This window comes from Candidatus Accumulibacter necessarius, from assembly GCF_036625085.1.
Map to the genome: position 1 here is coordinate 113,328 of NZ_JAZKUM010000006.1, position 25,331 is coordinate 138,658.

The 25,331-nt window shown below is 63.3% G+C and carries 22 protein-coding genes and 1 riboswitch; of the genes, 4 read left to right on the forward strand and 18 right to left on the reverse strand.

The genetic code is table 11. The features are described 5' to 3' along the window. Window positions 1-29 precede the first annotated feature (29 nt). Window positions 30-127, reverse strand: a riboswitch (cyclic di-GMP riboswitch). Between the two features lie 257 nt (window positions 128-384). The 8 genes from V5B44_RS16910 to V5B44_RS16945 form a co-directional block, all read right to left on the reverse strand. Beyond that, window positions 385-744, reverse strand: a complete 360-nt coding sequence (locus V5B44_RS16910; RefSeq protein WP_332360172.1) for a hypothetical protein — start codon at window positions 742-744, stop codon at window positions 385-387. A 248-nt stretch (window positions 745-992) separates the two neighbouring features. Beyond that, a complete protein-coding gene (locus V5B44_RS16915) occupies window positions 993-1,949 on the reverse strand; it encodes a hypothetical protein (RefSeq protein WP_332360173.1) in 957 nt (318 codons plus the stop codon). Window positions 1,950-2,741: 792 nt separating this feature from the next. Further along, window positions 2,742-3,461 (reverse strand): M48 family metallopeptidase, encoded by a 720-nt coding sequence (locus V5B44_RS16920; RefSeq protein WP_332360174.1) that lies wholly within the window; start codon window positions 3,459-3,461, stop codon window positions 2,742-2,744. Then, a complete protein-coding gene (locus V5B44_RS16925; protein ID WP_332360175.1) occupies window positions 3,458-6,574 on the reverse strand; it encodes a type I restriction endonuclease subunit R in 3,117 nt (1,038 codons plus the stop codon). Before V5B44_RS16925 ends, V5B44_RS16920 begins: the two co-directional genes overlap by 4 nt. Before the next feature lie 18 nt (window positions 6,575-6,592). After that, window positions 6,593-7,996: an ATP-binding protein gene (locus V5B44_RS16930; protein ID WP_332360176.1), complete on the reverse strand. Its 1,404-nt coding sequence runs from the start codon at window positions 7,994-7,996 to the stop codon at window positions 6,593-6,595. After that, the gene (locus V5B44_RS16935; RefSeq protein ID WP_332360428.1) at window positions 7,986-8,348 is read right to left on the reverse strand and encodes a four helix bundle protein; all 363 of its coding nucleotides are present in this window, start codon (window positions 8,346-8,348) and stop codon (window positions 7,986-7,988) included. Before V5B44_RS16935 ends, V5B44_RS16930 begins: the two co-directional genes overlap by 11 nt. A gap of 38 nt (window positions 8,349-8,386) precedes the next feature. Further along, on the reverse strand, window positions 8,387-9,628 hold the full coding sequence (locus V5B44_RS16940; RefSeq protein ID WP_332360177.1) for a restriction endonuclease subunit S: 1,242 nt from the start codon (window positions 9,626-9,628) through the stop codon (window positions 8,387-8,389). Then, the gene (locus V5B44_RS16945; RefSeq protein WP_332360178.1) at window positions 9,619-12,036 is read right to left on the reverse strand and encodes a class I SAM-dependent DNA methyltransferase; all 2,418 of its coding nucleotides are present in this window, start codon (window positions 12,034-12,036) and stop codon (window positions 9,619-9,621) included. Before V5B44_RS16945 ends, V5B44_RS16940 begins: the two co-directional genes overlap by 10 nt. Before the next feature lie 325 nt (window positions 12,037-12,361). Between V5B44_RS16945 and V5B44_RS16950 the strand changes: the two genes are divergently transcribed. Beyond that, complete coding sequence (locus V5B44_RS16950) at window positions 12,362-13,777, forward strand: DUF2252 domain-containing protein (RefSeq protein ID WP_332360179.1); 1,416 nt, start codon at window positions 12,362-12,364, stop codon at window positions 13,775-13,777. Window positions 13,778-13,850: 73 nt separating this feature from the next. Here V5B44_RS16950 and V5B44_RS16955 read toward each other — a convergent pair whose 3' ends face one another. The 7 genes from V5B44_RS16955 to V5B44_RS16985 all read right to left on the reverse strand — a co-directional run bounded on the left by V5B44_RS16955 (window position 13,851) and on the right by V5B44_RS16985 (window position 21,362). Then, entirely contained in the window at window positions 13,851-15,059 is a 1,209-nt protein-coding gene (locus V5B44_RS16955; RefSeq protein WP_332360180.1) for an alpha/beta hydrolase, read from the reverse strand. A 373-nt stretch (window positions 15,060-15,432) separates the two neighbouring features. Next, window positions 15,433-16,368 carry a CysB family HTH-type transcriptional regulator gene (locus tag V5B44_RS16960; RefSeq protein ID WP_332360181.1) on the reverse strand — a complete coding sequence of 312 codons (936 nt, stop codon included), beginning with the start codon at window positions 16,366-16,368 and terminating at the stop codon, window positions 15,433-15,435. A gap of 9 nt (window positions 16,369-16,377) precedes the next feature. Next, entirely contained in the window at window positions 16,378-17,454 is a 1,077-nt protein-coding gene (locus tag V5B44_RS16965) for a sulfate/molybdate ABC transporter ATP-binding protein (protein ID WP_332360182.1), read from the reverse strand. Next, window positions 17,451-18,350 (reverse strand): sulfate ABC transporter permease subunit CysW, encoded by a 900-nt coding sequence (gene cysW / locus V5B44_RS16970; RefSeq protein WP_332360183.1) that lies wholly within the window; start codon window positions 18,348-18,350, stop codon window positions 17,451-17,453. The genes V5B44_RS16965 and cysW overlap by 4 nt, the downstream gene beginning before the upstream one ends. Continuing rightward, a complete protein-coding gene (gene cysT / locus V5B44_RS16975; RefSeq protein ID WP_332360184.1) occupies window positions 18,350-19,186 on the reverse strand; it encodes a sulfate ABC transporter permease subunit CysT in 837 nt (278 codons plus the stop codon). The genes cysW and cysT overlap by 1 nt, the downstream gene beginning before the upstream one ends. After that, entirely contained in the window at window positions 19,186-20,196 is a 1,011-nt protein-coding gene (locus tag V5B44_RS16980; protein ID WP_332360185.1) for a sulfate ABC transporter substrate-binding protein, read from the reverse strand. The genes cysT and V5B44_RS16980 overlap by 1 nt, the downstream gene beginning before the upstream one ends. A 158-nt stretch (window positions 20,197-20,354) precedes the next feature. Further along, window positions 20,355-21,362, reverse strand: a complete 1,008-nt coding sequence (locus tag V5B44_RS16985; RefSeq protein WP_332360186.1) for a sulfate ABC transporter substrate-binding protein — start codon at window positions 21,360-21,362, stop codon at window positions 20,355-20,357. A 113-nt stretch (window positions 21,363-21,475) separates the two neighbouring features. Here V5B44_RS16985 and V5B44_RS16990 point away from each other — a divergent pair, with 113 nt between their 5' ends. From V5B44_RS16990 to V5B44_RS17000, 3 genes are all read left to right on the forward strand, one after another. After that, window positions 21,476-21,658, forward strand: a complete 183-nt coding sequence (locus tag V5B44_RS16990) for a hypothetical protein (protein ID WP_332360187.1) — start codon at window positions 21,476-21,478, stop codon at window positions 21,656-21,658. Further along, window positions 21,642-21,791 (forward strand): hypothetical protein, encoded by a 150-nt coding sequence (locus V5B44_RS16995; RefSeq protein WP_332360188.1) that lies wholly within the window; start codon window positions 21,642-21,644, stop codon window positions 21,789-21,791. The genes V5B44_RS16990 and V5B44_RS16995 overlap by 17 nt, the downstream gene beginning before the upstream one ends. 93 nt (window positions 21,792-21,884) lie before the next feature. Beyond that, window positions 21,885-22,799 (forward strand): DMT family transporter, encoded by a 915-nt coding sequence (locus V5B44_RS17000; RefSeq protein ID WP_332360189.1) that lies wholly within the window; start codon window positions 21,885-21,887, stop codon window positions 22,797-22,799. 108 nt (window positions 22,800-22,907) lie between these two features. Here V5B44_RS17000 and V5B44_RS17005 read toward each other — a convergent pair whose 3' ends face one another. The 3 genes from V5B44_RS17005 to V5B44_RS17015 are packed head-to-tail and all read right to left on the reverse strand — an operon-like array spanning window position 22,908 to window position 25,315. Further along, complete coding sequence (locus V5B44_RS17005; protein ID WP_332360190.1) at window positions 22,908-23,510, reverse strand: YitT family protein; 603 nt, start codon at window positions 23,508-23,510, stop codon at window positions 22,908-22,910. 28 nt (window positions 23,511-23,538) lie between these two features. Beyond that, a complete protein-coding gene (locus V5B44_RS17010; protein WP_332360191.1) occupies window positions 23,539-24,675 on the reverse strand; it encodes an MBL fold metallo-hydrolase in 1,137 nt (378 codons plus the stop codon). Between the two features lie 22 nt (window positions 24,676-24,697). After that, a complete protein-coding gene (locus V5B44_RS17015) occupies window positions 24,698-25,315 on the reverse strand; it encodes a hypothetical protein (RefSeq protein WP_332360192.1) in 618 nt (205 codons plus the stop codon). Window positions 25,316-25,331: the final 16 nt, after the last annotated feature.

Consider the following 25,331-nt stretch of genomic DNA (forward strand, 5'->3'; position numbering starts at 1 on the left):
ACTCGATCTGCGTAAGGGATACGCTCGATTCGGGCAACCCGGCCACCCTTCTGAGCTCATCTGACAACTCAGGGTAGGGTCCGCGGCTTTGCGTCCGGGGGTTTCCCCCCGTTTGCCTTTAAATCAGATGAGGCCGCGCACCGAACGACGATGCCTAAACCTCATCCACCGAAAACTGCTTGAATTTAGGCGCCTGATCGGAAAAAGTCAAGGCCGATTTCGACACAGAGTCTCCCGGCCGCGCGCTCTGGTGTGTCGCCGATGGTCAACCGGGAAGACGATGCGCCCCGGCTGCTTGCGCTCAACAGCCGCCGAGGCCGCGCTTCGCAACAACCACCCGGCCGCCCGCCGGCCGCCTTACAGCGACCGCTATCGCTCAACCGATCACGGGTAGGGGAATTCCGCGGTCTCTTTGCCAACCGGACCCGCGGCGCCGTGTTTGCCTGGCGACGCTTCCGCGGGCGACTGCTGGATCTGCCCGAGTTCGTAAATGGTGCCTGCATCCTCGGAGCGAGCGGGTTCCATGGTTTCCGTGCGGATCGGCCCTTCCAGGCCACTTCTCGGAGCTGCGGCTTCGGCTACGGGTTGCTCGACCGACTTCGGAGCTGCAGCTTCGGCTGCGGGTTGATCGACCGACTTCACGTTGTCGTAATCCCAGACACCGGCAACCGAGGCAAGCGGCAAGCACGTGCCCGAAAGCACCAAGAGGCTGAGAGCGGACTTCAGTTTGGGAGAGTTCTTCATTTGATTTCTCCTTGAAACGATTCACTTTGTATTGCGGGTTGGTAGTTCATTACCCCCCCTTCCAGAGTCAAACGACGATGAATGACCCCACAATGATCGCCAACCGCTCCCGGGAGCGGCAGTCACACCGGCTCCCTTTCGACGCACCGCCGGTCCGAGCAATCTCTTCGCAACGGCTCGCCTGACCGGTGGATCAGCTGAAGCGCAAGAAGTTCAATCCGTCCGGCAAGAAGCCGTGCGCCGGGCGCTCAGTTTCGAGCGAGGTCGCTGGAGTGGTCCATGCCCGTCGTGTCGGCCAGGGCAGGCGTCATCGGCACAAGATCGTCGAGCCGGAACATCGCGAGAATGCCGGCGACGAAGTGCTTGTGTTCGAGCGGCGCGTTCCTGTACCAGTGGAGCAGGTAATGCCGCAGGCTGTTGCGGGCATCCGAAGGATCGAGGTTGAGGTAGCGCAGCGCAGCCCAGTCCTGGGGCTCATCGCGGAACAGCGGCAGAAGCAGGTTGGCGACCACCTCGTTTTTCTGCCTCAGGTAAGGGTCTTTGCGCAGTTGCTCTTCATTTTCCTGCAGCCAGGCAGTCAATGGCGTATGCAGCGGGAGCTGGCGGTGCCCCTCGGATAGCAGGTGATCGAAGAATCGGCGCAACTTCTTCGCGGCTTCCGACCATCTTGGCGCGGGCGGCGAACTCTCCCATCTCGCCGCGAGGTTCTTCAGCACGAAGAGCGACGCCGTCTCGCACAGCGTCTCTTCGAACCACTGGTTGTAGCGGACGTCCTGCTGGGTGGCGTTTTCGTCGAAATTCGAGAGAATGTGGCACAGCTCATGCGCGAATTCGTAGACGTAGAGATGCCAGTTTTCCCCGCTGGCATGAAGCTGAACCTGGTATTCGCCCGCCGGACCGCGCTCATAGAGGACGACGGGGCTGCGGTCCGTATGCGAGACGGCGATGGGAGCGGAAAGATTCGCCGGCAGTCTTGCCAGAAGCTCGTCGGCGACCGAATAGAGAAGCGTCTCGATCGATTCCCTGTTGGCATTGCCCCAGCCGTCACCCCGCACATCAATCCGGAGTCCCATTTCCTTGCTCTTGAAACCCGGCCTCGCCGCCAGTGTTCCCGCCTCGTCGGCATGGACAAATGAGCAGGAAATCGCCGCGACGATCAGCGGCAACCGCATGTAGCGAGCCACCCATGCGCGGGGAGTGCCCATGCGGCGTTCGTTTCTGCGTCTCGCTGACATTCGATGACCCCCCGAAATCACCCACGCCTGGATGGATAGCGATCAAAAACATCCTTCAGACGTTTGACGCCAACCCGGGAATTAAGGATGCGATCCGAGCAATCCGCGAACGCCGCACGGCGATCGCCGATCATTACGAAGCGCGCGAAGGACAGGAAATCCAACGGCACCCTCCAGAGTATATGGGCCTCCATCAAGGGGCGTCAAACTCGAATTTAGACCCGGTGGCCCCTGAAAGCCCCTGAAAAGTCATCAGAATCCCGCCCCGCTCAGTGCCTGTGGTCATCCGCCCGGCCCGTCCGGCCCGGCGGATGGCCGCAGGCACGAGTCGTCCCACGACGGGCGATGGCGGCTCAGCTTGTTGTAACCATCCACCGGCCGCGCCGGGGGATTTCCCGTATTGGTTAATAGTAGCAACAACTTTTACAAGCGACTTCCTGTCGCACGTCGAATTCGTACTCCGGCACCGGTTGGGGCTGCGGTCCGTCCTCGCCCAGAGTGGCGTCCCGCATCTCCCAGAGCGGAAGCGCTCGGGCTCTCATCAGTCGTCGCAGCGATGTCGGCTCACCCAGAGGAGCAAGGGTCGCCTTCATGCAAAACGAATGTCCACAGTAGAACCGGCACCGGCCGTCCAAAGTTGGTGAAGTTCAATGCGCATAGGGGTCGGTTGCCTTCACCGAACCACGAAAACTCAGCGGCCGCTTCTGCTCTCGAGCGGCCAGCCCGCCGACGCCTACTTTCCCGCCCAAGCCCCGCTGCCAGCTATCCCTGATTCCATCTTTCCGCCGCCAGCGGCAACTCATTCAGTTCCGCACGCGCTTCCCGCCAACTCGGGTAGTGCCGATCCAGAAGCGCCACGAAGCGCTCGCCATGCGTCGGCTCAAGGAGATGAAGCATTTCGTGTACGACGACGTACTCAAGCAAGTCTCTGGGCTTCTTGACCAACTCGGTATTCAGGCGAATGTTCCCGGTCCGGTGGCTGCAGCCGCCCCACTTAGTCTTCATGCGCTGGAGGAAGTAGCCGGTGACCGTGACGCCCAGCTTTCCCTCCCACCGCCTGATGAGTGCGGGTACGGCCACATGCAGCAGGGCGCGATGCCATTCGGCGAGGACTTCTTCCCGCTTCATCAACGTGCTGCCAGGACGGACGCTCAGCGTGATCCGGCGATGATCCAGCTTCACCGCGGGCTTCGCGTCCTTCTCGACGACGGACAGCAGATAGCGCCGCCCCCATAGGTAATGGCTCTCCCGTTCGATGTACTGGCGCGGGGTCTCGCGCGGCTGCGCCTGCAGTTTCGCCTGCTGGCGGCGAATCCAGCCCAACCGGGTCACCGCGTAGGCGCGTGCCACCTCCAGCCGGGTGTCGGTCGGCGCGACCAGCGTGACGTGCCCGGCTGGCGGATGCACCGACAGGTAGACGTGCTTGACCGCCTTGCGCGTCACGGCGATGACGACATCGCCGAGCTGGATCGTCTCGCTCACTGGTACCCCGGCTGGTGCTTGATGATCTCGAAAATCGCCTGCGTTGCCGCGCGGTCGCGGTCCAGGAGCGGGAACAGCGCATTCAGGACCTGCGCCTCGCGCGCCTGGTCCCCGTACCAGCCGGCAGGTGCGCGCTCACGCATGGCCCGGTCGATCTTCAGCGCCAGAGCGGCCTGGTCCTCGGCGGCGCTCGGGTAGCGAAAACTCGTCGCCGGCAGCGAAGCCAGATTGTTGAACAGGACGACCGCCTCGGGCTTGCCATGCAGCACGGCCGGTACGCCCTCTTCCGGCTGCCGGGCGGCCAGCCGCTTCACCAGGGTCTCGGCCTGGCGCAGGAATTCCTCATAGGCCGCCGTGTCCGCCCGGCTCTGCTTGATCAGGTCGTCCAGCAGCTTGGACATCTGCTCGTAAAACCTCGGGTCGGTCAGCTGGTCGCGGATGATCGTCTTGCGGACGTTGTTGATGATCCCTTCGGCGATGGCGTTCTTCGAAAGCTTGCCCTTCTCGTTGAGCTTGCGGGCGATGGCGTCGTGGATGCCGGTCTGGATGATCAGCTCGGTCAGCGACAACTCGCCCAGTTGCCCCAGCTCCTTCGCCGGCTCGGCCTGGATGTAGGTGTTGATGAGGTGGCGCATGTCCGCCTCGTAGGGCTTGATGTCCAGCTCCTCACCCGAGTGCCGCTTGATGGCGGCGCGAATCTCGACGCTCAACGCCACTTCCTGCCGCAAGGCGGCCGCGTCGGTATCGGAGTACCCCGCGTCGCTCAGCTCCTGGGCGATGGCGGCGAAGGCACGGACGAAGAGGGCCACCGCCTTGTAGAACGACACGCGCAACGCCTCGGTTTTGTTCAACGCATTGGCGTCGGCGGCAGCGCCGCAGAAATGATGCAGGTACTGTTCCACCTCGCGCGGCTGCGCCACCGGCTCGCAAAGGTAGCGCAGCGCCTCGCGGGCCTCGTCGAGCTGCTTCCTGCCTTCCTGCAGCCAGTGCTTCAGGTGCACATTGTTGTCGCCGCCCTTGCCCTCGTCGATGTCCAGTTCGTCGGAGCTGTACACGGCGATGGCCTGCTGCACGTCCCTGAACAGCTCCTTGAAGTCCACGATATGCCCGTAGTCCTTGTCGTCGCCATCCAGCCGGTTGGTGCGGCAGATGGCCTGGAACAGGTTGTGGTCGTGCAGCTCATTGTCGAGGTAAATATAGGTGCAGCTCGGCGCGTCGAAGCCGGTGAGCAGCTTGCTCACCACGATCAGCAGCTTCAGGTTCGCCGGTTCCCTGATAAACCGGCGCCTGGCCTCGTCCTCGTACTGCCGGGTGGTCTGCCCGTTCTTCAGGACATGCCGGGTGTAGGTGTCGAACTTGTAGCGCTCGTCGCTGTGGGCCGGCTCGCGCGAAATCGTGTTGGCGTTTGGCTCAAAGGAGGTGATGATCCCGCAGCAGGGGCCGAAGCTCGTGTTCTGGAACAGCCGGAAGTAATGGCAGGCGTCGTAGATCGAGGCCACCACCAGCAGCGCCGTGCCCCGGTCGTTGTTGAGGCGCGGCTTCAGGCTGAAGTCCTCGATGATGTTCGCGATGATGCGCTGCTTGCGCTCGCTGGCGCTCATCAGTTCCTCCATCGTCGCCCAGCGGCGGCGCAGGATCGCCTTCTGGAAGCTGTTGAGGTGCTTCGTCTTCTGCTCGAACCACCGGTCGATGGCGGCCTGCGAGCTAAGCCGCTCGGGTACGTCGCGAGCCTCGTATTTCAGGTCCAGCACCACCTTGTCGGCGACCGCCTGGTGGAACTTGTAGGTATCGATATAGCTGCCGAAGACGTCGCGCGTCATCTGCCTGTCCTTGCGCAGGAGCGGCGTACCGGTGAAGCCGATGAAGATGGCGCCCGCCAGCCAGCGCTTCATCTGCCTGTTCATGTCGCCGCCCTGGCTGCGGTGGCACTCGTCCACGAAGACGTAGAAGCGCCCATGCACCGGCGGCGGCGGGCCTTGCAGGTCGGCCACGTCGAACTTGTGGATCAGCGCGCAGAGCAGGCGGGGTGCAGGCGCAGCGAGCTTGTGGACAAACTCCGCCCGCGAGCTGATGCGCGGCGAGGGTGCGTCGGCGCCGATCACCCCGGCGTTCTTCATCACCTCGACGATCTGCTTGTCCAGCTCGTCGCGGTCGGTGATGACCAGGATGCGGGCATGCGGGTCGTGCTCGAGCAGCCACTTGGCGATCAGCACCATCAGGATGCTCTTGCCACTGCCCTGGGTGTGCCAGATGACGCCACCCTCGCGCCGGGCAATGCGCGCCTGCGCCGCCTTGACGCCGAAGAACTGATGCGGGCGCGGCACCTTCTTCTGGCCGGCGTCGAAGATGATGAAGTTGCGCATCAGGTCAAGCAGCCGCGCCTTGTGGCAAAGCTGCGCCAGCGGCCGGTCGAGCAGCGCCCCGGCGGCGGCACCCGCACCCACTGCGGCCGGCGCCTCGTCCTTCCACTCGACGAAAAACTGCTCCGGCGTGCCGGTGGTGCCGTAGCGCAGGCCCTGCGAATCGCTGCCCGCCAGCACGAGCTGCACGGTACTGAAGAAGCTCTTGTTGAAGAGTTCTTCCTGATTGGTGATCAACTGGCGTACGCCGTCGGCCAGCTCCACCGAGCTGCGCTTGAGTTCGATCACCGCGATGGCGATGCCGTTGAGGTAGAGCACGATGTCCGGCCGTCGCTGATGTGACACAAACTCGCCCCCCTTGAGCGTCACCTCCTCGGCGAGAGCAAAGTCGTTTTTCTCGGGGTTGGCCCAGTCGATCAGGTGCACCGTCTCGTGCGCCTGCCCCGCCGCGATCTGCACCGGCACGCCGTAGCGCAGCAGCTGGTAGGTGCGCAGGTTGGCCTGGTAGAGGGTGATGCCGGTCGAATCCGCGGCGTTTTCCAGCCTGTGCAAGGCGGCGGCAATGTGCGCCGCGGAATAGCCCCGGGCCGCGAGGTTGTCGCGCAGCAGCGCCGTTTCGATGGGGCGGTTGTTCTCACGCGGGTGCCACTCGCCGAGGTGGCGGTAACCGAGGCCATCGGGCCGCGCCGGGTCGGTGAACAGGGCGACGACGCGGTTCTGCGTTTTCCGTTCGGAACGGGCTTGTTCAGGCATGGACGACTCCACGAGCTTTCATTCAAGCACCTCCCAGTGCCCGCCCTTTTTAGGGCCGACAAAACGCAGCCTCTCTTCTTTGACCAGTTTTGCCGTGGCCCGCTCAACGGCGCTCAATGACTTGCCGATGGATGACGCCAGCTCTGCCAGGGTCAGATCCGGCCTTGCTTTCAGCGCTGCAAGAATCTTCTCCGGCGTTTTTGCCAGCGTTTCTACCGGCGTTTCTACCGGCGTTTCTACCAGCGTTTCTACCGGCTTCCGTAGCGTCGTGACCTGCGCGGGTGCAAACGGGAACGTCACCCACACTCCGATCGACTCCACTTGCAACACTGGCGAAGGCCGGCCCGCCTCCAGGCAGGTTTGCACCATGCGCTCAATGCCGCGGCCCCAAGCCTCGATCTGGCCGCTGCGGAAAAAGGTGTTGGCGATGTCCGGATTGAACGGGGCGGACGGGTGCTTGGACAGCAATCGCTCCACCGTCCATTCCGGCGGCAGACGGCCCGAATTCCAGATCATCACCTTGTCGGAATACACGCTGATCTGGATCGGCGCGCCGCTGGTGTAATCCTTGTGCACCACCGCGTTGAGCACCGCCTCGCGTAGCGCGGCCATCGGCATGGGCCAGGTCTCTACGCGCTGCAAACCCTCGTAGCTGATCAAGGCTTTCAGGTATTTGGCTTGCAGCACCTCGATGGTCTTGTTCACCTGAAGCAGCAAGGGTCCATCCACCTCATCCTGATAGCGCAGATCGGCATCGCTCTCGAAAAAACCGATCTTCACATAGGCACCGGTAAACCAGCGGCTGGGCTGGGAATGAAACAGCAGCGCCGTCGCGCGTTTGCATACACCGTCGGCCAGCAAGTGCAGCCGCTCCAGCAGCAGCGCGTCCGACTCGTGCAATGCGGCCTCTGGCAAACGCTGGCTGCGCAAGGCCTGCTGGCGAAACAGGTGCAGTGCGCCTGCATCCAGCGCGTCCGCCTTCAGCCCGGGCAGCGCCATGGCATCCCAATGCAGCCCTTGTTTCTTGAGCAAAAAGTGCGACAGCGCCGCACCTTTCAGTTCCTGTTTGGTGCTGCCGCTGCGGTAGTGGTACTCGCCCTTGTAGCTCACCGGGCTGGGGTAGGGATCGACGCGAATCTCGACCAGTTCCTTGCCGTCTTCGGACACCAGATTCACCGCCACCATGATGCCCAGCACATCGCGCACCTTGTTGGGGATTTCTTCCAGCAGGCGGGCGGCATTGGCAACGCCCACCGGCTGGCCCCGGTCATTGCGCCCGATGACCAGCACGCCCCCGTCGGCGTTGGCGAAACCGCAAATCCAGCGCAGGTAGTCGTCGCGCCAGGACTCCTTCCACTCCAGGTTCTGCTGCTCTCTTTTTAGTGGAGAGTTGAGAGTGGACAGTGGAGAGTTATTTGGCATTTAGTGATTCTCTTGACGTTTTGACGATCGCGACCAGGAGTTTCAGCAGTTCTTGCATGTCGGGGTGAATTGAGTGGTAACTTCCCTGTGTCAAATAGCCGGATTGATGGAGTAGCTCCGGCCAGTAGTCGGTCTCATTCGCCTCTTTGAGGGCAATGTTCATTTTGCTGATGAAATCGGCCTTGCTTTGGGCATGTTCGGCCTCGCGTACCAAGGCCCCGATGGCTGTTCCGCTGCGCAGAACCTGCTTGGACAGAACAAACTCCCGTTTTTCCTCCTGGAGATACTTCGCCAACTTCACCACCCGCAATGCGAAGGCGAACGATTTTGTCCACAGGGGACCTTTGTTCAGTTGAGAGTGGACAGTTGAAAGTTGAGAGTTGGTCTTGATCACTCTCCACTCTCCACTTTCAACTGTCCACTAATTAACCGGACACGTCCGGTTAATAACTCCTGCATCATGCCCTGCTTGAGGGCGCGGGTCTTGTCGCGGCGGGCTTCGAGAGCGGAAAGTTCGGCGTCCATGTCGGAGAGGACGGCGGCGATGGCGGTTTGCTCGGGCCGAGTGGGCAAGCGAAGCGGAGAATTTAGCAACGCGACCTTGGACAGGTTGTAGCGCGTTGAACCCTGCGCGAGCGATTTCATCAACTCACGGCCTTCTGTGCTTCTAAAGTAGTAGGCAAAGAAAACGCCGTCCGCCTCCGCCCCTTCTCCAAACCGAAAGCCAAAGCAGAAGCTGTTCAAGTAAACGTCCTGTACGTCTTCGAGCAGCACAGCGCACATGGCCACTTCTTCAGGCGTCTCGGATGAGCCATTGAAGAACAGGTCGCCCTTCTTTGCGCGGTTCTGCGACTCGACAGGAGAAACATTCACGCGATCAAATATTCCGCAGTCAATCAGCACGTTCGTCATGACGTTCATGAAAGTGATGTATCGCGCTGCACCCTCGCCAAAGTCGGCCTTTGTCTTGCCCGTCAATCCGCCGTAAGTCGCGCCCAAATCCCCCAGCCGCTTCACCTCCCACTCCCCGCTGAAGCCGGGGAGGCGGGTTTGGCCGGTGAGGAGTTGCTGCATAGCGGCCTGTTTGAGGTCGCGCTTCTTGGCGATGAGCCGCTCCAGCCCGCCCAGCAGCGCATCCACATCACTCAACGCCGTCGCGATGGCGCGTTGTTCGGAGAGCGGCGGACATAAGACAGGAATTCCCGAGCACACCTGCTTGTTCAGCTTTGGCTGTGCTGTTCCTGTGTTGTATTGCGCGTAGTCGCGGCTTTCCAAGAATTCGACCAAGTAGTCGAGTGCCATTCCCAGCTTTGGCCGCAGGACATGCGCATGGTTGTTTACCCAAGTCTTTCCGGAAATCTTGAATACGAGTCGGCAGTTTCGACTGAGAATGTTTTCGCCGTCTTCGCCGAGGAGGATCAAATCCTCGTCGAACAGGAAGCTATTCACGTAATCGACGATTCCTGAGGCACCGTAATACGGAATGTCGCCCTGTACCTTAGCGCGCTCACTGTCTTTCACTGGGCGTCGCCGCCCGTCTAAGAAGTCCGCAACATCGCTAAGGCACTTCACTCCCCAATCAACCGGAACAACGCCGACCGCCGTCTTCTTGTACCCAGGCCTCACTTCCATGAAGCCCCCATCCGCCTGAGGTGTTCTTCCACCCGTGCGGCCAGCCTCGCCACCTCGTCGGCAAGCTCAGGCAGCGGCGTCGCGTAGCGTTCGGCCAGTTCGCGGATGCGGCCGGTGAGGGTCTGCGAGACGCGATCCAGCTCGCCCTGCACGGCGTCTTGTAGCCGTGCCATCCACTTGTCGTCCACCACCAGCGCCTTGATCTCGGTCTCGCTGAGCGTGGGGTATTTCTCGCAGGCGCGCCGGTCGAGGGCGGCTTCGGATTCCCTGAGCTTCTTTTTCAGGGCGGCGATCGACTCGTTGATGGCCAGCCACTGCCTGAGCACCCGCAGTTCTTCGGCAGCGTCCGGGTCCCTGGCGACTTCACGGATGCGCTCCTTCACCGCTGCCACGGTGATGCTGTCGAAGCCGGAAAACGCGGCGTCTTCGGCACCGTGCTCCTCTTCCAGCTCGGCAAGGCTGGCGATGGCGGCTTCCAGTTCGGCCTCTTTCGCCTCGATGGCGGCCTGCTCGCGGGCGAAGTAACGGGCGACGAGGTAGGGCTTGGGGATCAGGTCGCAGGTCCAGCCCTTGTCCCTGGTCTTGCCCTTCCTGTCGCTCTCCGCGATGCGGCTGGTCCTGGCGACCCAGCCGTCGGCGGCGATCAGGTAGGCGTCGTCCTGCATCGTCTCGGCCCAGTAATCCATCAGGTGCTGGTAAATGTCGTAGGCGTCGAGTAGCGGGACCTCCTTGAAGCTGGCGAGCAGTGCCTCGGCGATGGTCTCGATAAGCGCCTTGGGGTGGCCGTCCTGGGCGAAGGCGGTGAGCTGCGGCGTGACAGCGGCTCGCCAGTTGGCGAAGCGCCGGGTCGCCGCCCGGTTGAAGGCGGTGAATTCGGCATGAGCGAAGATGGCGGGCTTGACCTCGGGCAGCGGCAGCTTGAGGCCGGCGTAGCCGGGGCGCAGCGATTCAAACAGGGCGGCACGCAAGCCGGGCAGCACCTGCCAGTAGTCGCCCAGCGCATCGAGGTCGCGCTCGGGGATACCGCCGCGCAGGTGGCCATCGATGTCCTGCAGGTCCTCCGGCTCGCTGCTGTCGATGTAGCGCGGCAGGTTGAGGTTGAAGTCGTTCTTCGCGTCGGCGATCTCGTCGAACGGCACCATGCGCGCGTAGCGCGGGGTGTCGATCTGCCGGCTGAAGGTATCGACGATGCGGTGGATGTCCTGCTCGCGCAGCCGGTTCTTGTTGCCGTCCTTGATGAAGCCCTTGCTGGCGTCGATCATGAACACGCCCTTGCGCGCCGTGGCATTTTCCTTGTCGAGCACCAGGATGCAGGCGGGGATGCCGGTACCGAAGAAGAGGTTGGCCGGCAGGCCGATGATGCCCTTGAGGATGCCGGAGCGGACGAGCTGCCGGCGGATGACGGCCTCGGCATTGCCGCGAAAGAGCACGCCGTGCGGCAGGATGCAGGCGCCCTTGCCGGCGCCTTTCATCGAGCGGATGATGTGCAGCAGGTAGGCGTAGTCGCCCTGCCGGGTCGGCGGCTCGCCCCAGGCGAAGCGCTGGTACGGGTCAGCAGATGGCGTCAGGCCGGTGCTCCAGGTCTTGTCGGAAAACGGCGGATTGGCGACGACGTAGTCGTAGGTGCGCAGACTCTCGCCGTCCTTGAACTTGGGCGCGGCCAGCGTGTTTCCCGAAAGGATGCTGGCGGTCGGAAAGTCGTGCAGGATCATGTTCATGCGCGCCAGGCCGGCGGTGGTCACGTCCTTCTCCTGCCCTTCGAGCGTGATGTGCTTGCCTGCCTGCGCCGCCACCTTCAGCAGCAGCGAACCCGAGCCGCAGGTCGGGTCGTAGGCGGTGGTGGCGGCGCGTGTGTTCGCGGGCGAAATGCCGATCACCCTGGCGATGACGCGGCTGACTTCGGAGGGGGTGTAGAACTGCCCCTTGCTCTTGCCGCTCTCGGTGGCGAAGTGCCGCATCAGGTACTCGTAGGCGTCGCCGAGAATGTCGTCGTGCTCGGCACGATTCTGCGAGAAGTCGAGTTCGGGTTTCTGGAAGATGCCGATCAGGTTGCTGAGGCGATCGACCATGGCCTGACCCTCGCCCAGCTTGTTCGGGTCGTTGAAGTCGGGAAAGTCGGTGCGCGCCAGCCGGCTGTTGGCGTCTATCAGCGGCTGGATGATCTGGGTGTTGATCCTGTCGCCGATGTCGCTCTTGCCCTTGAGCGCGATCATGTCCCTGAAGCTGGCCCCTTTGGGGATGCTGACCGGCGGCGCGAAGTGGTCGCTGTCGCCGTACTTGTCGGTGATGTACTTGATGAACAGCATGAACAGGACGTAGTCCTTGTACTGGCTGGCATCCATGCCACCGCGCAGTTCATCGCAGGAGGCCCAGAGGGAGGAATAGAGATCGGACTTCTTGATGGCCATGAGCGGGCTTCTTGGTGTTGTGACGCCAAACGGTAGACGCCCGCTACTTTACAACACCGTCCCTGGAGAAAACCGGGATTGCCCCGGGCGATTCGAGCATGTTCATACGCCCAGGCATCGTTCCTGGCTCAAGCTCATCAAATGTGCCTTCGCAAGAATGGCGCGCACATTGTTGAGTCGTTCCGTGTCACCCCGGCCGACGAAGTCAGGGCGCGCATCCTCACGGGCATCAGGCGCGGATGCCTGCGGGCACTGGCAGTCACGCTATGCAAAGACTATAATCTGAGCGGATGACCAGCCCTGATGCCGGTGGAGGAACGCAGCGATGAAAAAGAGCAAGCTTGATGACAAACAGCCGGCCGCGGTGACGAGCAGCAAGGTGGCAGTCCTTTCGCCAGACGAGCGCCGCGCGCAGGGAAAGGCACTGCGCGATGCGGTATCGCGCGAGTCTCAGGGCGGATGGAAGCCACCCAAGGGGCGGCATGATCCGGTCGAAGTGCTCATCGCATCGAACGACGGACGGCTGCCCGAACTCGTACCGATCCGCTTTGGACGCATGCTGCAGTCGCCGTTCGCCTTTTATCGAGGTTCGGCGGCTATCATGGCGGCCGACCTGGCGTCCACCCCGAACTCCGGGCTGCGGGTCCAGGCCTGCGGCGACGCGCATCTGCTGAACTTCGGCGGCTTTGCCACGCCCGAGCGACAAGTGATCTTCGACATCAATGACCTCGACGAGACGCTGCCCGCGCCGTGGGAGTGGGACCTCAAGCGTCTGAGCGCAAGCGTGGTCATCGCCGCGCATCATCTGCAACTCAAGGAAAGCGAGGCGGCGCAGGCGGCGACAGCGACCGTGCGCGCCTACCGCGAGCGGATGGCTGACTATTCGTCGATGCGGTCGCTCGACGTCTGGTACGACACGATCACCGTCGAGCGCGTGCTGGCGGAAGTCGGCAGCGAGGAGGTCAGGAAGCGCATCGCCAGGCGGCTTCAGAAGGCCCGCCAGCAAAGCACTGCCGAATACATCTTCCCGAAGCTCGCCGAACACCACGGGGCGTTGCCCCGAATCAAGGACGATCCTCCGCTGATCTTTCACCGCACCGAGGAACAGGCGCCGGGGTTGAAGACGCAGTACGGGGAATCCCTGGCCAGCTACCGCGAGTCGCTGGCCGAGCACGTGCGCGTGCTGTTCGACCGCTTTCGTTTTTGTGACCTGGCGATCAAGGTCGTCGGCGTCGGCAGCGTCGGCACCCGGTGCGCCGTCGGGCTGTTCATGGCCGCCGACAATGACCCGCTCTTCCTGCAAGTCAAGGAAGCGAGGGCGTCCGTGCTCGAACCGTACGCGGGGCCGAGCCTGTATCCGAACCGTGGCCAGCGCGTGATTGCCGGGCAGCGCCTGATGCAGGCAGCGACCGACATCTTTCTCGGCTGGACAGCAGGAGCGGATGGCCGCGATTACTATATCCGGCAGCTGCGCGACGTCAAGATCAGCGCAATCATCGAGGGATGGGACGTCGACCTGCTGCTGACCTACGGCCGACTGTGTGCCTGGGCGCTGGCGCGGGCGCATGCGCGTTCGGGTGACGCGGCGCTGATCGCTGGCTACATGGGCTCGAATACCACTTTCGACGACGCCATCTGCGAGTTCGCCGTCGAGTACAGCGATCAGAATCAGCGTGACTACCGGGCCTTCGTCAAGGCGGTCAGGGAAGAACGGATCGAAGCGTTCGTCGAATCAGTGTAAGCCTTGCCAGGGGCGCGGGCACCTCGTGGCACAAGCTGAGCAACGAGTTTTCGGCGTTTGACGACCTGCTGTCTCAGTAGGCGCAGGCGCCCGCGACCCACTCCCTGATCTGGCGATACACCCGTCGGTCGTTCAGCAGCCGCAGGTGGCCGAGCTTGCCCAGCGTGGCGCTCTGCACGTCGCCTTCGATCTCGTGCGCGATCGCACTGCCGAGCGGGACCAGACCATCGCCAACGAATTCACTGATCGGATGGTCGACGTCTTCGGCCAGGCTGGCGCCGAGAAAGCGGAAAGCGATCGCATGCCGCCGAGCTGAAGCCCGCAGTGCCCCTGGGCCGCGGCGCAGGTCCTTGATCCCCTGGCTGCGCGTTGCGGCTATGCGGCCGAGCGGGCGAGTGACTGGCGAGAGGTTCAGCGCCGTGTTCGCGAGGTGTCCCAGTCGTTCCAGGGGGGAGCCGAGAGAGGGGGAGCCGAGACAGATCAACAGCCGGGTTGACGCCGGCCAGCGCATCCCGGCGGCGATCGCCTGATCGCAGGCACCCAGGGCGATCAGGCCACCCATGCTGTGGCCGACGATGACCAGTTCGCTGTCCGCTTGCGGCCAGGCGGTCAGCAGCGCCTCAAGCAGAACCGCCAGTTGCGCGCAGTTCTCGGCAATCGGCAGGCCCGTGTTGTAGCGCAGGTAGATCGGCGTGAGGGCGAACTCGGCCTGCAACTGGCGGCCGAAATGAGTTTCTGACCCGCTGGCCTCATCGCCGGCTTCCCAGCTATGCTCGTCGCAGCCCAGCCCATGCACGAAGAGGCAGAGGCGTTGGCCGGCCCCGGGAAAGGCGCTGCGCAGGGAATCGGCGGTCAGCGGCACTGCGGCGCCATGCACGTGGATCGCCATGTCGATCGCCAGCACGTTGTTGCTGGCCGCAAGATGATCGCCAAAAGCCCCGTTCAATGCGCTGCGAAGACCACTGGCGAGGCGTCCGGGTGGCTTGCTCGTGGCAAAGCCGGTGTGCTGCTTCTCGACCAGCGCCGCGGCGGCGAGGAGGCCCCCACTGCCGTGGTGAATCGCTGCGTAGACGCCGGCGACAATCGCATCATGAGCACTTTGCACCAGCCGCGCCGGCCCGGAAACCAGCGGAATTCGCCGCAGGACGGAAAAAGACTTGCCGGCAATCGCGCCATGCATTTCCCTGACGCGCTGCGTGGTTTCCTGCACCGCGGTCCTGGCCACATGGCTGTAACCTGTTTTGATCGGCCGGGCGCCGGCGGCGTGCTTGCCCTGCGGCATGGGTGGTCCTCTGAAAGTGATGACGAAAAAGGCGGTCCGCGAGGCTTGCAGGCCCCTGGCACGTTCCGGGACTCAGGACGCGAGGAGGCTGCCGTGCAAGCTGACACCTGGGTGGTGACACTAATCCGGCATCGCGGCTCAGCCTATTCTAACGGAGGCGCAGGATTTCCAGACTATCTTGCGCAGGGGTTGACTCAAATGGGAGTGCCTGGCGCGGCCGCCTCGCCACGCGCCGGTGACGCCAGGCAGTGGCAAAGGCGACCTTTGATTCCGGCGTGGCGCGTCCGCCGCTCGCTGCTCGATCAGGCCTTGCGTCATCAAGTTCGCGCCGGCAGCTGCCGACCCGACAAGCCAGCACCCGGCGCGTAGTGAGTCACTCGCCCCCGTTCTGCTTCTGGATTGCCGCCTTGAGGTTCTCCTCGCCGACTTCCGGGCAGACCTTTTCGATGAACGCCAGCGCGTAGCTCCGCAGATAGGTGCCCCGGCGCACCGCCAGGCGGGTGGTGCTTTCCGGGAAGAGGTGTGGCACCGGAATCAGCGCCAGGTTGCGGTCCTTGAAACCATCGTAGGCCATCGACGCGACAATTCCGACACCGAGGTCGAGTTCGACGTAGGTCTTGATCACATCAGCATCAATCGCCGAGAGCACGATGTCCGGCACGACGTTGGCGTCGGCGAAGGCCTTGTCGATATGTGTGCGGCCGGTGAACCCCTCGTGGTAGGTAATGATCGGATACTCGCCGATCACCTCGAGGGTCATCCTTTCGACCTGCAGCAAGGGGTGGCCGTGTGGAACGATCAAAGCATGATGCCAGCGATAGAAGGGGAAGGTCGCCAGCTCCGGGACCTTGTCCAGCCGCTCGGTGGCGATACCGACATCCGCCTCACCCGAAACCAGCTTCTCGGCTATCTCGACCGGGCTGCCCTGGTGCAGCGCGAGGTGCACGCGCGGGTAGTCGGTCTTGAACCACTTGATGATCTGCGGCAGCGCGTAGCGAGCCTGGGTATGGGTGGTGGCAACGACGAAGTGGCCGGTCTCCCGGCTGGCAAACTGGTCGGCGATGCGGCGCAGGTTCTGGGTATCGAGCAGAATGCGGTCGACCACCTCGGCCAGTTCCTTGCCTGGCTCGGTGAGCCCGAGCAGACGCTTGCCACGGCGCACGAAGATCTCGATGCCGAGCTCGTCCTCGAGATCCTTGATGTGCTTGCTGACGCCGGGTTGCGAGGTGTACAGGGCGGTCGCCACTTCGGTCAGGTTGAAGTCCTGGCGCAGCGTCTCGCGGATGATGCGCAGTTGTTGGAAGTTCATGGTGGTTCCTCAGGCTGCCCGGGTGTCATCCTGGAAAACGCGGATACGGCGAGGCCGTAACGAGACCTGGTCGCCCTCGCCAAGACCCAGCGGGTAGAAGGTGTCACGGGCGATGGTGACCTCGATCCGCTCACCGTCCAGGCGGCTCAATTCGATCTGCGCGCTGGGCCCGACCGAGACGACGCGGACGATTGTCGCCGGCAGACCGTCGCCGGTCCGCCAGCCCGGTACGAGGTCGAACTCGTGCGGCCGCACGAAGGCCACTGCCTTGCCATCGCCACTGACGTCGCCACTCGCGCTGCCCAGCGCAAGCGCGTGTTCGCCAAGATGAAGCTGGCCGTCCTCGACCCGGCCATGAAACAGATTCACCGAGCCCAGGAAGGTGGCGACGAAAGGGGTCGCCGGATGGTCATACACCGCCTCGGGCGTGCCGATCTGCTCGACCTTGCCACGATCCATCAGCACCACGCGGTCGGCCACTTCCAGCGCCTCTTCCTGGTCGTGCGTCACGAAGATCGAGGTGATGTGCAGTTCATCGTGCAGATTGCGTAGCCAGCGGCGCAGTTCCTTGCGCACCTTGGCATCGAGCGCGCCGAAGGGCTCGTCGAGCAGCAGCACGCGTGGCTCGACCGCCAGCGCCCGGGCCAGAGCGATGCGCTGGCGCTGGCCACCGGACAGTTGCGAGGGGAAGCGGTCGGCCAGCCAGTCAAGCTGCACGAGGTTGAGCAGTGCATGCACCTTCTCCCGGATCCTGGCTTCCGGAGGGCGTTGCCGGCGCGGTTTCATGCGCATGCCGAAGGCGACATTGTCGAACACGGTCATGTGACGGAACAGTGCGTAATGCTGGAAGACGAAGCCGACCTGGCGCTCTCGGACATGCGTGCCGGAGGCATCCTCGTCGTCGAGCAGGACCTGGCCGGAATCGGCCTGTTCCAGCCCGGCGATGATGCGCAGCAAGGTGGTCTTGCCGCAGCCGGACGGGCCGAGCAGTGCGACCAGTTCGCCAGTCGGAAAGTCGAGGGAAACGTTGTCCAGCGCCGTGAAGCTGCCGAACTGCTTGCGGATGTTTCTGACATGAATGCTCATGATGCGGTGTCCTGTGAATCCCGATACGCCAACGAAGCGCGATGTTCAACCCAGCTCTTGATGACCAGCGTGACTAGCGCCAGCAGCGCCAGCAGCGAGGCCACGGCGAAGGCGGCAGAGAACTGGTATTCGTTGTAGAGAATCTCGACGTGCAGCGGCAGTGTGTTGGTCTGGCCTCGGATATGGCCGGAAACGACGCTGACCGCACCGAACTCGCCCATCGCCCGGGCGTTGGTCAGGATCACGCCGTACATCAGGCCCCACTTGATGTTCGGCAAGGTGACATGCCAGAAGACCTGCCAGCCGTGGGCGCCAAGGACCACGGCCGCCTCTTCCTCCTCCTTGCCCTGCGCGAGCATCAACGGAATCAGTTCGCGGGCGACAAAGGGAAAGGTGACGAAAACGGTGGCCAGCACGATCCCCGGCACGGCGAAGATGATCCGGATGTCGTTATCGGACAGCCACGAGCCAAACCAGCCCTGCGCCCCGAAGACCAGCACGAAGACCAGACCGGCGACGACTGGCGAGACCGAGAACGGCAGGTCAATCAGCGTGATCAGTATCTGCTTGCCGGGGAACTCGAACTTGGCGATGGCCCAGGCCGCCGCCACCCCAAAGACGAGGTTGAGCGGTACCGAGATCGCCGCTGCCAGCAGCGTCAGCCTGATCGCCGACAAGGCGTCCGGATCGACCAGTGCCGTCACGTAGGTTTCCCAGCCCTTGCGGAAGGCTTCCACGAATACCGCAAGCAGCGGCATCAGCAGAAAGAGGGTGAAGAAACCCAGGGCGATGGCCAGGATGGTCCATTTGACCAGCAGTGTTTCCCGTGTCGCCTGCTTCGATTCGAAGCGGGCGGCGTGATCGCTGCCGAGGTGAAGTGTCGCTGCGCCGGCCATTACCGATCCCTCCCGGTGCGTTTGGCGGTCCACGCCTGCAGGCCGTTGATGATCAGCAGCAGCGTGAACGAGAACAGCAGCATCACCGAGGCGATCGCCGTCGCCCCGCGATAGTCGTACTGCTCGAGTTTGGTGATGATCATCAGCGGCGTGATTTCCGAAACATATGGCAGGTTGCCGGCGATGAAGATGACCGATCCGTACTCGCCGACCGCCCGGGCGAAGGCCAGCGCGAAGCCGGTCATCAGGGCCGGCAGCAGGATCGGCAGGATGACGTGACGCAAGGTCTGCCAGCGTTGCGCACCCAGGCAGGTCGCGGCTTCTTCCAGTTCGGTATCTAGATCCTCGAGAATCGGCTGCACGGTGCGTACGACAAACGGCAGGCCGATGAAGACCAGCGCCACCAGCACGCCGAGCGGCGTGAACGCGACCTTGATGCCGAGCGGCTCCAGGTACTGCCCGAGCCAGCCGTTCTTGGCGTACAGCGCGGTCAGCGCAATCCCGGCCACCGCTGTCGGCAGGGCGAACGGCAGATCGACCAGCGCGTCGACGATTTTCTTGCCCGGAAAGCTGTAGCGCACCAAGGCCCAGGCCAGCATCAGGCCGAACACCGCGTTGATCGCCGCCGCCAGCAGCGAGGCGCCAAACGACAGCTTGTAGGTGGCGACCACCTGCGGGGCGGTGACCACATCGATGAACTCACCCCAGGTCAGCTCTGTCGTCTTCAGGAAGACCGCAGCAAGCGGAATCAGGATCAGCAGCGACATGTAGCCCAGGGTATAACCGAGCGTCAGATTGAAGCCCGGAAGTACGCGGAAGGTTCTTGCCGCAGCCATTACTTTCTCGCGACGATCTGGTCATACAAGGCGCCGTCGGCGAAATGCGCCTTCTGCACCGCGGCCCAGCCACCGAGCTTCTGTTCGACGGTGAAGGTACGAATGTTGGGGTACTTGGCCGCATGCTTCTTCAACACCGCCGGGTCACGCGGACGGAAATCATGCTTGGCGATGATTTCCTGGCCGGCCGGGGTATACAGGAAGTCGAGGTAAGCCTTGGCCACCTTCTGGGTGCCGCGCTTGGCAGCAACCTTCTGGACCACAGCCACCGGCGCGGCGGCTTCGATTGAGAGCGAGGGATAGACGATGTCGAACTTGCTGCTACCCAATTCCTGGGCGATCAGGATGGCTTCGTTCTCGAAGGTGACCAGGACATCACCGACATCGCGCTGGGTGAAGGTCGTCGTTGCGCCACGACCGCCGCCGTCGAGCACCGGCACGTTGGCGAACAGCTTGCTCACAAAATCCTTGGCACCGGCTTCGCTGCCGGTCTTGTCCAGGGCGTAGCCCCAGGCGGCCAGGTAGGTATAGCGACCGTTACCTGAGGTCTTCGGGTTCGGCACGATTACCTGGTAACCCGGCTTGATCAGGTCGTTCCAGTCCTTGATGTTTTTCGGGTTGCCCTTGCGCACCAGGAAAACGGTCGTCGTCGTGTAGGGCGTTGCGTCGTGCGGAAACTGCTTGCGCCAGTCGGCGGCCACCAGGCCACCGCGCTCGACCAGGATGTCGATGTCCGGCGACTGGTTCATCGTGATCACGTCGGCTTCCAGGCCGCCGATCACCGCCCCAGCCTGCTTGGAAGAACCCCCGTGCGACTGGTTGACCGTGACATCGGCGCCGCTCTGCTTCTTCCAGGCTGCACTGAAAGCCGGGTTGATCTCCTTGTACAACTCCCGGGAGACATCGTAGGAGACGTTGAGGAGGGTCGTTTGGGCAAAGGCGGCTCCGCCCGTCAGGAAAGCGAGAGCGGCGACCGAACGACACAGGAATTCTTTCAGGCTGGGGGTCATCAGTGACTCCGGATGTTTAAGTTAGTGGGCTCGAGTTTACGACTCATCGGCCAACACCCGAAAGAATAAAACCGGATTTTCATATACGAATAAAATATAAAGCCGGTTGTGAAAACCACTCGCAACCGGCTTCGGGGATTCAAACCGGTCCCGCCAGATTACTTCTTGCCGTAGACCTGATCAAAGGTACCGCCGTCAGAGAAATGCTTCTTCTGGGCAGCCTGCCAGCCACCGAGTTCGTCGATCCTGATCAAATTGACCTTCGGGAAACGGGCCACATCCTTGGCATCGGCCAGTTCCGGCTTGATCGGACGGTAATAGTTCTTCGCGGCAATCTTCTGACCTTCAGCTGAATACAGGTATTCCAGGTAAGCCGTCGCGACCTTGGTGGTGCCACGCTTGTCGGCAACCCCGTTGACCACGGTCACCGGCGGTTCGGCCAGGATGGAAACCGACGGAACGACGATTTCAAACTTGTCCGGACCGAGTTCGTTGATCGACAGGAAGGCTTCGTTTTCCCAGGCCAGCAGGACGTCGCCGATACCGCGCTGAACGAAGGTGTTGGTCGCGCCACGGGCAGCCGGGTCGAGTACCGGCACGTGCTGCAGCAAGGTCTTCACGTACTCGAGTGCCTTGGCTTCGCTGCCGTATTTCTTCAGCGCATAGCCCCAGGCGGCCAGGTAGTTCCAGCGGGCACCGCCGGAGGTCTTCGGGTTCGGCGTGATGACTTCGACGCCGGGCTTGACCAGGTCATCCCAGTCCTTGATGCCCTTCGGGTTCCCCCTCCTGACCAGGAAGACGATGGTCGAGGTATACGGCGAGCTGTTGTGCGGCAGACGCTTTTGCCAGTCCGAAGCGAGCAGCTTGTTCTTGCTTTCCTGGGCGATGGCGTCGATGTCGTAGGCCAGCGCCAGCGTCACCACGTCGGCTTCGAGACCGTCGATGACGGCCCGCGCCTGCTTGCCGGAACCGCCATGCGACTGCTTGATGCTCACGTCGTCGCCGGTCTTCCCCTTCCAGTACCTGGCAAACGCGCTGTTGTACTCCTGATACAGTTCGCGCGTCGGATCGTAGGAGACGTTCAGGATCGATACGCTGGCGGCGGCGGCACTGCCCGCAACCAGCGCGCTTGCCAGCAAGCCGGCAACAAGACGTTTCAGTTTCATGATGACTCCGTTCAATGTAGGTGTGAAGCGAAGTCTAGAAAGGAGGCGCTCGACGACCAACGAATCTTTGCTTATTAGCTTATGCAGAGATACCAGTTCCCGGCGACGGCCTGGTGCACTTCGACGGCTACCACTTCCGCCCGCAGGAACGCGACACCGTCGACCGGGCTGCGCGCAACCTGGGCTGGATCCGCGCCTTGCTCGCCGGTTGCGATGGCCGGCTGTGGATCGGAACCGAATCCGACGGGCTGGCGGTCTATGACCTGGCAAGCAAAAAGCGTGACCGCCTGCAATGACGAGCGTCAGGACAGCGGCCTCGTGATGCCGACCATTCGCGCCCTGGCCGGAGACGCTGTCGGCGGCATCTGGGTGGACAGCAAGCGGGCCCGGGCCAGGTCGCCAGCCCGCGCTGACTACGCCATGCGGTAAACCCGTCCGCCAATGCTTTCAAAGGCCGTGAAATCCTGCACAATGGCGGCCTTTCTCCCCGGCCGCAGCGGTTTTGCGGCGGAAAGCTCTGACATGTCGCACCGCCGTGCGGTTGCCCTGATGGTACTGGTCACTTTGCTCTGGAGCATCGCCGGGGTGGTTTCGCGCCACCTAGATGCCGCCGCAAGCTTCGAGGTCACTTTCTGGCGCAGCCTGTTCAATGCGCTGGCCCTGAGTATCGCCCTGACCCTTATGCGTGGCTCCGGGCTTTGGCGTAGCCTGCTGCGGGCACCGTGGCCGGTGTGGTTCTCGGGTGTGTGCTGGTCGGTGATGTTCACCGCCTTCATGCTGGCGATCACACTGACTACGGTTGCCAACGTCCTGGTGACGATGGCCGTCGGCCCCTTGATGACGGCCTTGTTCACCCGGGTTTTCCTGCATCACCGGCTGCCGGCCAGGACCTGGCTGGCAATCGCGGTGGCCGGCGTCGGCATCGCCTGGATGTTCTGGCAGGAGGCGCGGACCGGCCTTTCGCTGACCGGAACCCTGGTCGCTCTGGCGGTGCCGCTGGCCGCGGCGCTCAACTTCACAACCCTGCAGCATGTCGGTCGTCGTCAGATCGATCAGGAAAAGACGCTTCGCTACGACATGTTGCCGGCGGTGCTGATCGGTGCCGTGCTGTCAGCCGCCTTTACCTTGCCGATGGCCTATCCCCTGCAGGCCTCTAGCCACGACCTCGGTCTGCTGGCCCTGCTCGGCGTCGTTCAACTGGCGATTCCCTGTCTGCTGGTCGTACGCCTGTCACGCGAGCTGCCGGCACCCGAAATTGCCCTGCTCGGTCTGCTCGAAGTGGTATTCGGCGTTACCTGGGCGTGGCTTGGCGCCGGCGAACAGCCAGGAGCCAGCACGCTGATCGGTGGCGTCCTTGTCCTTGGCGCACTGGTGGCCAACGAAGCAATGGCTCTGCTCGGTCCAGGCGGCAAGGTGCAGCCGGGAGCGCGGCGGTGAAAGTGGAATCGTGCGACGGGAAGCCCCTGGCCCGATGACGCAGGCACAGCGTCAGGGTGATTTCCTTCCCTGAGCGGACGCGCCAGCGACTTCGAACCGTCCCCCCGATCACGCCGCCATGTAGCGGCCGGGCCGGTGGTTGATCGCCAGCGTCAGGTTCAAGGCGGCGGCACCGACCAGCGAGACCAGGATGCGGTCGGGCGGCAAGACGGTCAGCGACGCGCCGATGATGAGGACGTCGATGGCGAGCTGGACGTAACCGGCACGCCAGCCGAAACGTTCCTGCAGCCAGTGCACGAGGATGTTCAGTCCGCCAAGACTGGCCTGGTGGCGGAACAGGATGATCATCGCGAGACCGGCGAGCAGCCCGCCCATGATCGCCGCGTAGAGCGGATCGAGCTGACCGAAGCCGACGAAACGAGGCAGCAGGTCGGTGACGATCGACAGCAGCGCGATGGCGCACAGCGTCTTGAGCGCGAAGGCGCGACCGACCTTGAACCAGGCGAGCGCCATGAAGGGAACGTTGATGGCAAAAAACAGCTTGCCGAGACTGACGCCGCTGGCATAGTGCGCGAGAAAAGCGAGGCCGACCGTGCCACCGGTAATCAGCCCGGCCTGCTTGAGCAGGCCGAGACCGAGCGAACCGACCAGCGCCGCCGCGACCAGCGCCTGGGCGTCTTCGAACAGGCTGTGGCGAAGGGAAGCGTTCATGCGCGGCCGCCTGCTGCCTCTCGGTTACTCAACGGGCGGCGCCGGTCGACAGATCAAGCTGAATGCCGGCACCATCGTCGGCCGGATAGTGCGTCGAATACCCGTGCTTGCGCTGCAAGCCGAGTGCCGCCCAGGTTTCGTTGAACTCGCTGCGGTAATTGAAGTGCAGCCTGACACCCGCGCCACCGTCGCGGATGACGCGCGCAATGGCTTCGCCGTCGGGATGCCTGAACTGCTTGCCGTTGGTCGACACCAGCCAGTTTTCGCATTGCACGGCCCGGACCAGGTCGACGCTGGTGTTGCCGCGGCTGCCGTGATGCGACATCTTGACAGCGTCGAGCCGCAGCCGTCCGGCCGAATTGCCCGGCACGCGGGCGAGCGCGTCGAGCATGACCGGCGCGAAGGCGTCGGCGGACAGCAGGGCGCGCCGGCCGGCGTACTCCGCCAGGAGGGCAATGCTTGTCCCGTTGGGTGCGGCGCGATCGGGCTTGAAGGGCCTGGCGGCAAGCTGGCCAACATCCGGGTCGCCTAGCAGATCGTCCTCTTCCGTCGGCTCCTCGACCTCGTCGAGCCGGGTGCGGTCGGCGAGGGTGGCTGCGCCGGCGACGATTCCCGCCTTGCGGCAGGCGGCGTCCCACGCCGGCCGTAGCCGATCGAGCTGGCCCTGAAAGGGAGAGAGCAGCGTCAGCTTCATGCCGCCCGGCAATTGCCGCAGGACTTGCAGCGGACCGGATTCTGGCACCACCAGGGCGCCACCCTGAACAGCGGCATTCCACTTGGCCGCCCCGTTGGCGACGATCAGCTCCGTCAGCGCCTCACCCTGCAATGGCCCGAGGATGTCCTCGGCCTCGGGCCGCGGTACGACACCGCCAGGCGTCAGGTGCACGTAGCCGTTGAACCAGATCTCGCCGAAAGTGACCCCGAGTTCCTGTTGCTGGCGCAACAGGTCGAGCGCACCACCGATGTGGTCCACGTCGACGTGCGTGATGACCAGCAATTCGAAATGTCGATCGCTTTCCCGAAGGGCGAGGATGCGTTCGCGGAGGCGTGGGTATACCGCACCGGTACCACAGTCGATCAGGAGGCGATGGCGACGCCGCAGGCGGCCGTATTCGATCCAGATCGCATCGCCGTACTCAGCCGGCAACAGGTCAATTCGGAACATTCCAAGGGTCCTCCAGGGTCGTTCAGAGACGCCAGCCGACGTCACCGTAGGCGGTCAGGCTGAGTACAAAGCCGTCACCACTCGCGAGTAGTCGGCGCTTGGTCTGCAGGAATACTTCGCCGAAGGTGCGTTGGCTACCGGCAGCCGATTTCAGTCCATCCAGCAGCTCACCAACGAAGGCCGCCGCACGCCGACCGCGGATGGTCGCCAGTGTGCCGATTACCAGCGCGGCCTGCTCCCGCTTGAAAGCCTCGACGAAGTTCAGGAAGGGCACATCGGTCAGCTGGGTGCTGCAGCCCAGCAGCAACACGACCGGCGTCGACGGCGCCGAGCCCGTCACGTAGGTGCTTTCGAGCTCAGGATAAGTCAGCAGAACACCGCCGATCTCCAGACCGCTGATGCCGGGATGTGCCGGGTCTTCCTGCGAATGCGGCAGGAGCAGCAGGAGCGACGGTGAGTCGGCGGCGACCGCGCTTTCCCATTCGTCCCAGTCCTTGACCGTCCGTGCGCTGGTCGCGACGCGGCGAACGGCGTCAACAATGCCGCCGGGATCGGTGAGATCCTGCGCCCGCACCTTGCTGCTGGCACCGACCAGCACCGACCTGAAGACATCGAGGTGGTTTGCGCCGGGCTGCGGCATGCTGATCGTATAGTCG

What these genes read in the sequence shown, in the direction of transcription:
- cysT (WP_332360184.1), bottom strand. Translation starts at nt 19,186, where the DNA reads ATGGCTGCGGCAAGAACCTTCCGCGTACTTCCGGGCTTCAATCTGACG.
- V5B44_RS16930 (WP_332360176.1), bottom strand. Translation starts at nt 7,996, where the DNA reads ATGCCAAATAACTCTCCACTGTCCACTCTCAACTCTCCACTAAAAAGA.
- V5B44_RS16955 (WP_332360180.1), bottom strand. Translation starts at nt 15,059, where the DNA reads ATGCCGCAGGGCAAGCACGCCGCCGGCGCCCGGCCGATCAAAACAGGT.
- V5B44_RS16980 (WP_332360185.1), bottom strand. Translation starts at nt 20,196, where the DNA reads ATGACCCCCAGCCTGAAAGAATTCCTGTGTCGTTCGGTCGCCGCTCTC.
- V5B44_RS16945 (WP_332360178.1), bottom strand. Translation starts at nt 12,036, where the DNA reads ATGGCCATCAAGAAGTCCGATCTCTATTCCTCCCTCTGGGCCTCCTGC.
- V5B44_RS16960 (WP_332360181.1), bottom strand. Translation starts at nt 16,368, where the DNA reads ATGAACTTCCAACAACTGCGCATCATCCGCGAGACGCTGCGCCAGGAC.
- V5B44_RS16965 (WP_332360182.1), bottom strand. Translation starts at nt 17,454, where the DNA reads ATGAGCATTCATGTCAGAAACATCCGCAAGCAGTTCGGCAGCTTCACG.
- V5B44_RS17005 (WP_332360190.1), bottom strand. Translation starts at nt 23,510, where the DNA reads ATGAACGCTTCCCTTCGCCACAGCCTGTTCGAAGACGCCCAGGCGCTG.
- V5B44_RS17010 (WP_332360191.1), bottom strand. Translation starts at nt 24,675, where the DNA reads ATGTTCCGAATTGACCTGTTGCCGGCTGAGTACGGCGATGCGATCTGG.
- V5B44_RS16940 (WP_332360177.1), bottom strand. Translation starts at nt 9,628, where the DNA reads ATGGAAGTGAGGCCTGGGTACAAGAAGACGGCGGTCGGCGTTGTTCCG.
- cysW (WP_332360183.1), bottom strand. Translation starts at nt 18,350, where the DNA reads ATGGCCGGCGCAGCGACACTTCACCTCGGCAGCGATCACGCCGCCCGC.
- V5B44_RS16985 (WP_332360186.1), bottom strand. Translation starts at nt 21,362, where the DNA reads ATGAAACTGAAACGTCTTGTTGCCGGCTTGCTGGCAAGCGCGCTGGTT.
- V5B44_RS16950 (WP_332360179.1), top strand. Translation starts at nt 12,362, where the DNA reads ATGAAAAAGAGCAAGCTTGATGACAAACAGCCGGCCGCGGTGACGAGC.
- V5B44_RS16915 (WP_332360173.1), bottom strand. Translation starts at nt 1,949, where the DNA reads ATGGGCACTCCCCGCGCATGGGTGGCTCGCTACATGCGGTTGCCGCTG.
- V5B44_RS16925 (WP_332360175.1), bottom strand. Translation starts at nt 6,574, where the DNA reads ATGCCTGAACAAGCCCGTTCCGAACGGAAAACGCAGAACCGCGTCGTC.
- V5B44_RS16910 (WP_332360172.1), bottom strand. Translation starts at nt 744, where the DNA reads ATGAAGAACTCTCCCAAACTGAAGTCCGCTCTCAGCCTCTTGGTGCTT.
- V5B44_RS17015 (WP_332360192.1), bottom strand. Translation starts at nt 25,315, where the DNA reads ATGCCGCAGCCCGGCGCAAACCACCTCGATGTCTTCAGGTCGGTGCTG.
- V5B44_RS17000 (WP_332360189.1), top strand. Translation starts at nt 21,885, where the DNA reads ATGTCGCACCGCCGTGCGGTTGCCCTGATGGTACTGGTCACTTTGCTC.